The 1,376-nt window shown below is 54.1% G+C and carries 2 protein-coding genes; both read right to left on the bottom strand.

The features are described from left to right. On the bottom strand, positions 1-919 hold a 919-nt coding region (locus L879_RS22255), incomplete at its 3' end, for a glycosyltransferase family 2 protein (protein ID WP_035460151.1). A 130-nt stretch (positions 920-1,049) separates the two neighbouring features. Beyond that, the coding region (locus tag L879_RS24120) for a hypothetical protein (RefSeq protein WP_035460149.1) at positions 1,050-1,376 on the bottom strand (327 nt) is incomplete at its 5' end.

Here is a 1,376-nt window from a genome sequence, read left to right as displayed (position 1 = left end):
GGCCGTGGGCGGCGCTGACGGTGTGGCGCACCCGTCCGGGGATGCCGCCAATCTTCGACACATCCTGAACCAAATGAATAATCGTCCGGAGCTTGAACGGCATGATATCGTTCAGCGCCCTTCGAAGCGTCAGTCTCTGCTCTTCTGTCAGAGACGGATCTTCGCGAACAACCTTAAGCAGGTTGCGATGCAGGTTCTTGATGTAGGTATCGTCGATCCCGTAGCGCTCCTTAAGGATCTGATAATTCTCTACCCTTGCAGCGATCTCTGACAGAAGGATATTCTTGGAGAGAGTTGACTTGCGGGATGCCGCAATCAGGTAGAAAGGGGTTGTCTCAATCAGCTGCACGCGATCAAACCCCCCTAAGAGAATCCGCATGTTCAGCCGCACATCCTCGCTACGGCCTTTGACACTATCTTGCGTGTGCAGTCGCAGGGCTTCGCGATTGTATATCTTGCCTCCGATGCCAGACAGAATGCGGGTAATGGTGTGGCTTGTGATCGGCTGAGCGGGATCGATAAGACGAGGGAATTCCCTTTTGCGGCCATTCATGAATGGCGTCACGATTATGTCGAGGCCGGGTTTCAAGCGATTAGCGACAGCCGTCAGAGCCTCGGGCTGGATCAGATCGTCACCATCGACGAAGGTCACAAAGGGAGTCCGAGCATGCTGTGCGATGAACTGACGTCCTACAGACGGTGAGCCGAAATTGCTCTCCGCTAAATGGGCCTCGAAATGCCCCTGGCCGAATAGTGGGTGCTGAGCAATCAGCGCAGCGGTTCCATCGGTGCTGGCGTCGTCGAAAAGGATGATCCTAAAGCGTCTGTGATCCAGAAGAGCGAGCCGATCGAGCAGGTCCCTGATATTCTCTCGCTCATTATGAGTTGTAACGCCGACCGTCAAAATAGGATTCATCATCAGATCTCTGTTTCCGGCTCGAAAAGCGTTGGTGCTGCACGATGCGAGGGGGGCGATCCCCAGGAGGGCATTCCAATGCCCAGTTCAACACTGAAAGGCCTGTTCATCACAATATCTGAAAAGCTTCTTTCTATTGCTGTGGCTTGCGATTGAGTTTCGCTCGGATCCTGCGAAGCGGTGCTGTCAGGCGCCAGGAGTACGATGCTTTCATGTTCTGGATGTCCCTCTCTACGATATACAGGCTTCTTTCCAGAGACTTTATCTCAGCGAGAGCTTGTCTCAATCGCGTCGTCAGTACCTCTGCAGGTTTCAGCTTTGGGAACGGTCTGAATCTGTTTTGCCCTGGGAAGTTTGTTGCGACTTCTGCGGCGATGGTTTCGAGGGCGGTGAGGTATTGCTCCATGGAGTAGTCGTGATGCCGCGCAAAGGCCTTCTGCGAGAGCGCGGTCAACCGCTC

Origin of the sequence: Microvirga flocculans ATCC BAA-817 (genome assembly GCF_000518665.1) — a bacterium.
In the GTDB taxonomy this organism is placed as follows: Bacteria; Pseudomonadota; Alphaproteobacteria; order Rhizobiales; family Beijerinckiaceae; genus Microvirga; species Microvirga flocculans.
Note: the sequence above shows the minus strand (reverse complement) of the source record. Positions and strands in the feature narration are given on the sequence as shown.